The 6,824-nt window shown below is 57.3% G+C and carries 4 protein-coding genes; 3 read left to right on the top strand and 1 reads right to left on the bottom strand.

The window, feature by feature from the left end:
* Nucleotides 1-235 precede the first annotated feature (235 nt).
* From CJ255_RS20550 to CJ255_RS20540, 3 genes are all read left to right on the top strand, one after another.
* Entirely contained in the window at nt 236-703 is a 468-nt protein-coding gene (locus tag CJ255_RS20550; RefSeq protein WP_245863629.1) for a GIY-YIG nuclease family protein, read from the top strand.
* The gene (locus CJ255_RS20545; protein ID WP_097645949.1) at nt 690-1,088 is read left to right on the top strand and encodes a diacylglycerol kinase family protein; all 399 of its coding nucleotides are present in this window, start codon (nt 690-692) and stop codon (nt 1,086-1,088) included. Before CJ255_RS20550 ends, CJ255_RS20545 begins: the two co-directional genes overlap by 14 nt.
* A 198-nt stretch (nt 1,089-1,286) precedes the next feature.
* Nucleotides 1,287-2,969: an ABC1 kinase family protein gene (locus CJ255_RS20540; RefSeq protein ID WP_245863628.1), complete on the top strand. Its 1,683-nt coding sequence runs from the start codon at nt 1,287-1,289 to the stop codon at nt 2,967-2,969.
* A 61-nt stretch (nt 2,970-3,030) separates the two neighbouring features.
* On the opposite strand, the gene CJ255_RS20535 is transcribed toward CJ255_RS20540, so the two are convergent.
* Complete coding sequence (locus CJ255_RS20535) at nt 3,031-6,525, bottom strand: PAS domain-containing hybrid sensor histidine kinase/response regulator family protein (protein ID WP_097645947.1); 3,495 nt, start codon at nt 6,523-6,525, stop codon at nt 3,031-3,033.
* Between the last annotated feature and the right edge of the window lie 299 nt (nt 6,526-6,824).

Here is a 6,824-nt window from a genome sequence, read left to right as displayed (position 1 = left end):
AGAAGCTGTCTGAAAAGCCGGAGGGCACACGCTGGAGTGCCGGCTTTAGCCGGCTAAAGCCGGCACTCCAACGCCAACCCATACATTTTTCAGACAGCCTCTTAGGGATGGTTTGTAGACACTGTACAGCTTGCGAGGACGCGAGGACACGAGGAGGCGAAGCCCTCGCCGCTTCGCCTCACGCATCCTCCGTTGCCGCTTGACCAAAGCGCCCTCATGGGCGTACCATACAGCGGTGAAAGGCAGCTACATCCTTATCCTCTGGTTGGATCAGCCCCTGGTTGGGTTGCAGGTTGGGCGCTTAGGGCGCTTTGATCTCCATGCTGGCTATTATCTCTATGTGGGTAGCGCCTTTGGGCCGGGGGGCTTACGAGCGCGGTTGGCCCACCACCAGCGCCGCGCGAAGGCGCGCCCCCATTGGCATATTGACTACCTACGCATGCAAGCACACCTGTGTGAAGCCTGGACGGTGACGAGTAGCACGCATTTGGAGTGTGTCTGGTGTCGTGCCCTCGCGGCCCATCCCGAAGTGACGTTGCCTATTCGCGGCTTTGGTGCGCGTGATACCGGCTGTGCGGCTCACCTCTTCTACCTGCCCCGCCCAGTGCGGAGCAGTCTGCTCACAGCGGTCATCCTCAATGATGTGATACATCAGCCCGAGCCGCTTCAGATTGAGGTGCATCGCTTTGATGCAACAACGTAGCAACAATCAACTCACAGCTTTGCTTGCAGCCTTTCACTATGCGTTTCAGGGCTTGTGGTATATGCTGCGAACCCAGCGTAATGCCCAGATCCACTGTTTTGCAGCGCTCTGCGCGATTGCCTTGGGCCTAGTTTTGGATTTGGCCCGCTGGGAGTGGCTGAGTTTGATCCTGACGATTACCCTGGTCTTGGCGGCTGAAGGTTTGAATACGGCGATTGAGGCGGTTGTTGATCTGGCCACTAGCCAAATCCATCCGTTGGCCAAGATTGCCAAGGATGTGGCCGCTGGGACGGTGTTGCTCTGTGCGATGGCGTCGCTGCTGGTGGGTTGTTTGATCTTTGTGCCCCACCTGTGGCCGTTGCTATTGGGACTTTTGGATCGTTGAGGGGTAATGTTGGCATGAGTATGCAGAGGACACGGAGTGGTTGCACCACAGAGACACAGAGGGCACAGAGCGTTTTATGTAAGCGCATGCATACTATATTGCTGCAAGGCCGCGAAAAGATAGACATCTCTGTGTTCTCGGTGCCTCTGTGGTTCAATCACTCTGTGTCCTCGCTCCACCTCTGTAGCTTAAGGTGACATGATCATGTGGCCTCTTGTGCGTCAGGCGCGCTACCTTGGACGCTACCGCGAAATTGCCCAGGTGTTGGTGGGCTATGGCTTTGGTGCGCTGGTCGAGCAATTGGGGCTGCTCTCGCTGCTCTCGTTGCCCCGCCGCGTGGTGCTGCGCGTGCCATCGGCCCCGCCGCTCGGCACCGCAGCACGTCTGCGTGAGGCCTTGGTGGCGCTCGGGCCGACCTTTGTCAAGCTGGGCCAGATGTTGAGTACCCGCTCTGATCTGCTGCCACCTGAGTTTGTCCAGGAGTTGGGCAAGCTGCAAGATACCGTCCCGCCTTTTCCGGCTGACGTGGCGATCCAGACGATTGAGACGAGCCTTGGCCAGCCCATTGAGCAGCTCTTTGCCGCTTTTGAGCGCGAACCGCTGGCCGCAGCCTCATTAGGCCAAGTTCACGCAGCACGTTTGCATAGCGGTGAAGAGGTGGTGGTCAAGGTGCAGCGCCCCGATATTGCCGGACGGATCAATACCGACCTTGCGATTCTTGGCGACCTGGCGGCCCTCGCGCAGGAGCGGCTGCCCTTTGGCCAGCAGTATGATCTGGTGGAGTTGGCTTGGGAATTTGCGGTGACGTTGCGTGCCGAGTTGGATTATCGCCGCGAGGCGCGCAATGCGGAACGCTTTCGACAGCTTTTTGGCGCTAATCAGATTATCTATATTCCTAAAATCTACTGGGAGTATAGCGATAGCTGTATCTTGACCAGTGAGCGTCTGTATGGCGTAAAGCTGAATGATCTCGCTGCGCTGGCTGCCTGTGGGATTGATCGCACCCAACTTGCGCGTAATTGCCTCCAGGTGGTGCTGATCGAAATTTTTACCCATGGGTTTTTTCATAGCGACCCGCATCCCGGCAATTTTTTTGCCCTGCCCGATGCCGTGATTGGCGTGGTGGACTATGGGCAAGTGGGAACCCTCGACCGCCCAACGACCCAGGCGATGCTCATGCTGCTCATGGCCATTACGGAGCGCGATACCGCGACAGCAGTGCGCGCCTTGGAGCGTCTGGGTTTGGTGCAGCGCCGCGAGGTGACGCCGCAGTTGCGCCGCGACCTTGAGCGTTTTACTGAGGGCTTTGTTGATCGCCCTTTGGGTGAGATTTCGGCTCGTGAGACCGTCAATGAGCTCTTGAGTCTCTTGCGTCGTCACCGCATTAGGCTGCCTGGGCCGCTGGCTTTGTTGCTCAAGGCTTTGGTGATGATGGAAGGCGTTGGCCTACAGATCGATCCGAAACTCGATGTCTTTGCCATTGCGCGACCCTATGTGCAGCAAGCCATGCTCGACAGCCTCTCGCCGGCTGCATTGAGCGAGCAGGCATTCCAGCGTCTGCGCGACCTGAGTGAAGCGGCGGGCGAAGTGCCTATGCAGACGGTCGAGTTGTTGCAGCGGCTCAATGCGGGCGAGTTGCGCCTCCAGACCGATGAGCGCGAGTTGCGCCGTGTTGCAAGTGCCATGGTCGAAGCGAGCAACCGGCTCGTCTTGGGCCTCATTCTCGCCGCGCTGATTGTAGGCTTGGGCGGGCTTGCAGTGACGGTAGGCATCACTGGTTGGAGCGGTTTTCTCCCCACATTGCTCTTGGTGGTAGGCATGGTTGCAGCGGGGATCATTGCCTTGGCACTGACGATTGCGCTCTTGCGTCCATATGAATAATCGCCGCATGTTCGGCAATCTACAATCTACAATCTGCAATCTACAATCTGCAATCTACAATCTACAATCTGCTACTGCCCCGCCGCAACTCCGCCAGCGTCTGTTGGTAGCAGGGGCGCAGTTGTGCAATCAGCGGAGCATTGGCGGCTACGTTCGCCTCCGTCTCGATCTGGGCACAGAGACGGGCGAAGGCTTGAGCACTGAGTTGCAGGGAACCGCCATGCATACGGTGGGCAGTCTTTTGGACGGTGGCGTAATCCTCTGCGGCGAAGGCCGCTTCGAGCTTGACGATCTGCTCCTGCATGGTCTGCTCAAAGATGTGGAGCAGCCCCTCGAGGAGCGCCGCTTGGTCCTGGCCAATTACCGCACACATGAGTTTAAGTTTGACCCAATCAACCAGCGTGGGCGGTGCGGAGTTGGGCGGGGCTTCTGGGTCAAGGGCGGGCGGAAGGCGGCGCAACGCCCGCTCCAGTGCGGCCAACTGGATCGGCTTGGTGAGATAGTCGTTCATGCCCGCTTGCAATGCCTGCTCGCGGATGCTCACGGTGGCATGGGCGGTGAGGGCAATGATGTAGGGCTGTTTGATGCTGCTCCCACGGGCGCGAATCTGGCGCGTGGCTGCTTCACCATCCATGACGGGCATCTCAATATCCATGAAGATGATGTCGAAGCGCCATTGGGCCATGATCGCAAGCGCCTCTTCGCCGTTGCCGACAACCGCGACCCGATGGCCCATCTGTTCAAGCATGCGCTGAATGATCTCTTGGTTGATCACGTTATCTTCCGCAACCAAGATGTCGAGGGGCCGTTCGGCGTTGAAGCTTGCCACCGGACTGATCACGGGCTGGAGGGGTGCGGCGCTCTTCAGCGGAAGGTGGAGGGTGAAGGTTGAGCCCACTGCGGGCTGGCTGATCACCGCGAGCGTCCCCTCCATCAAGCGCACCAACTGGGTGCTAATTGCTAGGCCCAGGCCGGTGCCTCCGTAGCGCCGGGCGGTGCTGCTATCGGCCTGAACGAAGGGTTCAAAGATGCGCTGCTGCTGCTCCTCGCTCAACCCAATGCCCGTGTCGCTCACCTTGATGCAGATCATCTGCTGCTCGGCGTCTAGGGGTTCAGCCGTAGCATCGAGGGTCACACGGCCTTTACTCGTAAATTTCACCGCATTGCTCAACAAATTGAGCAGCACTTGGCGCAAGCGGCCCTCATCGCCCGCTACCCATGTAGGCAGATCAGGACTCACGTTTTGCACAAAGGTCAACCCCTTCTGCTGGGCCATATGCGCCACCAGATCGCCCGTCGCCCGTAGGGATGCAGGCAGATCGAAGGGTTGCAGCTCAAGCTCAAGCCGCCCCGATTCGATGCGCGAAAAGTCGAGGATGTCGTTGATGACCGCGAGTAACGCCTGGCCCGCTGTGTTGATCGTATTGACCATGTGGCTCTGATCGCCACTCAAGGGCGTCGTCTGGAGCAGCGTGGTCATGCCAATAATGGCATTGAGCGGGGTACGAATCTCGTGGCTCATGGTCGCAAGGAAGCTAGCCCGTGCTTGCGCTGCGGACTCGGCGGCATCGCGGGCGCGCGCCAACTCCTCAGCCACCTGCTGGCGCTCCGTAATATCGAGGGCCAGGCCATCCCAGAGTACGCCGCCGTCGGGCTGCGGGCGCGGGCGCGAACAGACGTATACCCAGATCATTTTGCCACTAGGAATGACCAGACGCAGCACAACCGTATAATCCTCACCTTTGCGCGCCGCCTCACGGGCCTGATTCCGCACCATCTGCAGATCTTCGGGCAGACAGAGGGAGTGGACTGCTTGGGCCGAAGCCAAGCCCTCCTCAGGTGTGACCCCTAACATCCGTTCCACGCCACTGCTCAGGTAGAGGTAGCGGGGATTCCAGTCGGGATCGCGATAGAGTTGGTAGATAAAGCCATTGGGAAGGTTGTCGCCTAGGGCCCGCAGTTGCTCCTCGCGGGACTGCAAGGCATGGGTGATCTCCCACTGCTGAATGAAGCTGGTGATCATATCCATGGCCGTCTGTACCATCTGCTTCGCATGCTCATCCCAAGGTCGCTCCCAGACATCCACAATAGAGATCAGACCGCGCCAAGCGCCATCAATCTTGAGGCCCGACGAGAGCAGCATGCGCACGCCATTATGGGCATAGTATTGGTACATGATGTGATCGGGGGCAAACATTTTACATGGATTGCCACAGATCATGGCTGTCTGCTCAAGCTGTTTGACAAATTCGGGTTGCAACGGTTTGAGATCCACGACAAAACGATTGAAGGGCGGAAGTTCGGGATTCTGATCGCCGAGCCAAATCTCGTTACGCTGAAAAATATCTTTCGTGGAGGGGTAGATACTCATCGCAATGCGGTAGCTGCCCAGCGTGCGCCGTACCAGCGCCAACGCCTGCTGCACCACCGGCTGCCACGCGGGGATATTGGAGCCCGCTTCGAGCAGCATGCGCGAACATTCAGCCAAGGCTTGGGCATAGCGCAACTGGGTGCTACTGTGCTGTTCAGCCAGCTTATGCGCCGTAATCTCCTGCACGGCCCCCAAGTAACGGACGCCACTGGCCATGTGTTCAACCACGCCACTTGTCCGCACCCAGATCGAACGGCCATCCAGCGTCTGCGCCGGTAGCTCTAGTTCATAGGCTTCATGGTGCTTCACGAGACGTTGAAAGGCGCTGCTGAGGCGCGGCCACGCTTCGGGATAGAGCCTACGGATGATCCGTTCGTCAATCGGATGCTCCGCAGGCACAGCATGAATCACATAGAGTTCAGGACTCCAGTTGAGCCGATTGTGTGCCGGATCGTAGGTATAGCCCCCCACCCGCGTCAGACGCTGGGTTGCACTGAGCAGCGCATTGGTATCGTTCACCTCAGCAGTACGCTGCTCGACCAAACTATCAAGTGAGGTGTTAAGCTGCTTCAATTCACCCAGCGTGCGCTGCGTCATCTGCATATGCTGTTGCAGCGAAAACATCAGCGAACTCAGAATCATGCCTAAGACAGCAATCAGACCGCTGATCAGCAGCCAGTTGTTGAGCAAAACCCGCGTTGTGATAGCTGAGCCGAGAAAATCTTGCGGATAGGCAAACATGCCCACAGATAAGCCATGATTGATCAGCCCTACCCCGCTAATGCCAATGATCGCCACCAGTAGGCCCGCACGCATGCCCATAAGCAGGATTGCAAAGAGCACCGAGCTAATCACCACAGTCGGATTGACACCATACAGCCCCATGGTACTCATGCCCAACAAGCCGTTGAACAAGAACATGGCGATGATGCTACCACTACGCAGGCGATAATCGATCTGCGGGAAGAGTACCAACATCACAAGCAGACTGATCAAGCCCAGATTGGCAGCCAGCATAGACCAGCGCTCGAAGTGCCAATGGTTGTTTGCATCAAAGATCAAGATGGGCAAGCCCAAGAGCAACGTGAAGCGCAAGAGCAGCATACTCGTATGCTTGCGCCATGCCTGCAGCGCATCCTCGTCGGATGCTGTGTGGACGAGCGGGGGAAGAAAGCGGTGCAACATAGGCTTTGGGGGGTGAGGGTAGACTGTGGAAGATACTGTAGCATATCTTGCAATCAAATGGCATAGTGCAGTACGTTGAATCCATGGCGATTGCAAAGTCTTCTTGATCGTCCGCAGATTACGCAGATTATTACTTCCTCATTATCAAGAATGCTAAAGCCCATTGGAACGCCATGTTCGGCAATCTGCAATCTACAATCTGCAATCTGCAATCTACAATCTGCAATCTACAATCTACAATCTACAATCTACAATCTACAATCTACAATCTACAATCTACAATCTACAATCTACAATCT

Source organism: Candidatus Viridilinea mediisalina (assembly GCF_002532535.1).
GTDB classification, from domain to species: domain Bacteria; phylum Chloroflexota; class Chloroflexia; order Chloroflexales; family Chloroflexaceae; genus Viridilinea; species Viridilinea mediisalina.
The sequence above is the reverse complement of the archived record's forward strand: the minus strand, read 5'-3'. Positions and strand labels throughout refer to the sequence as shown.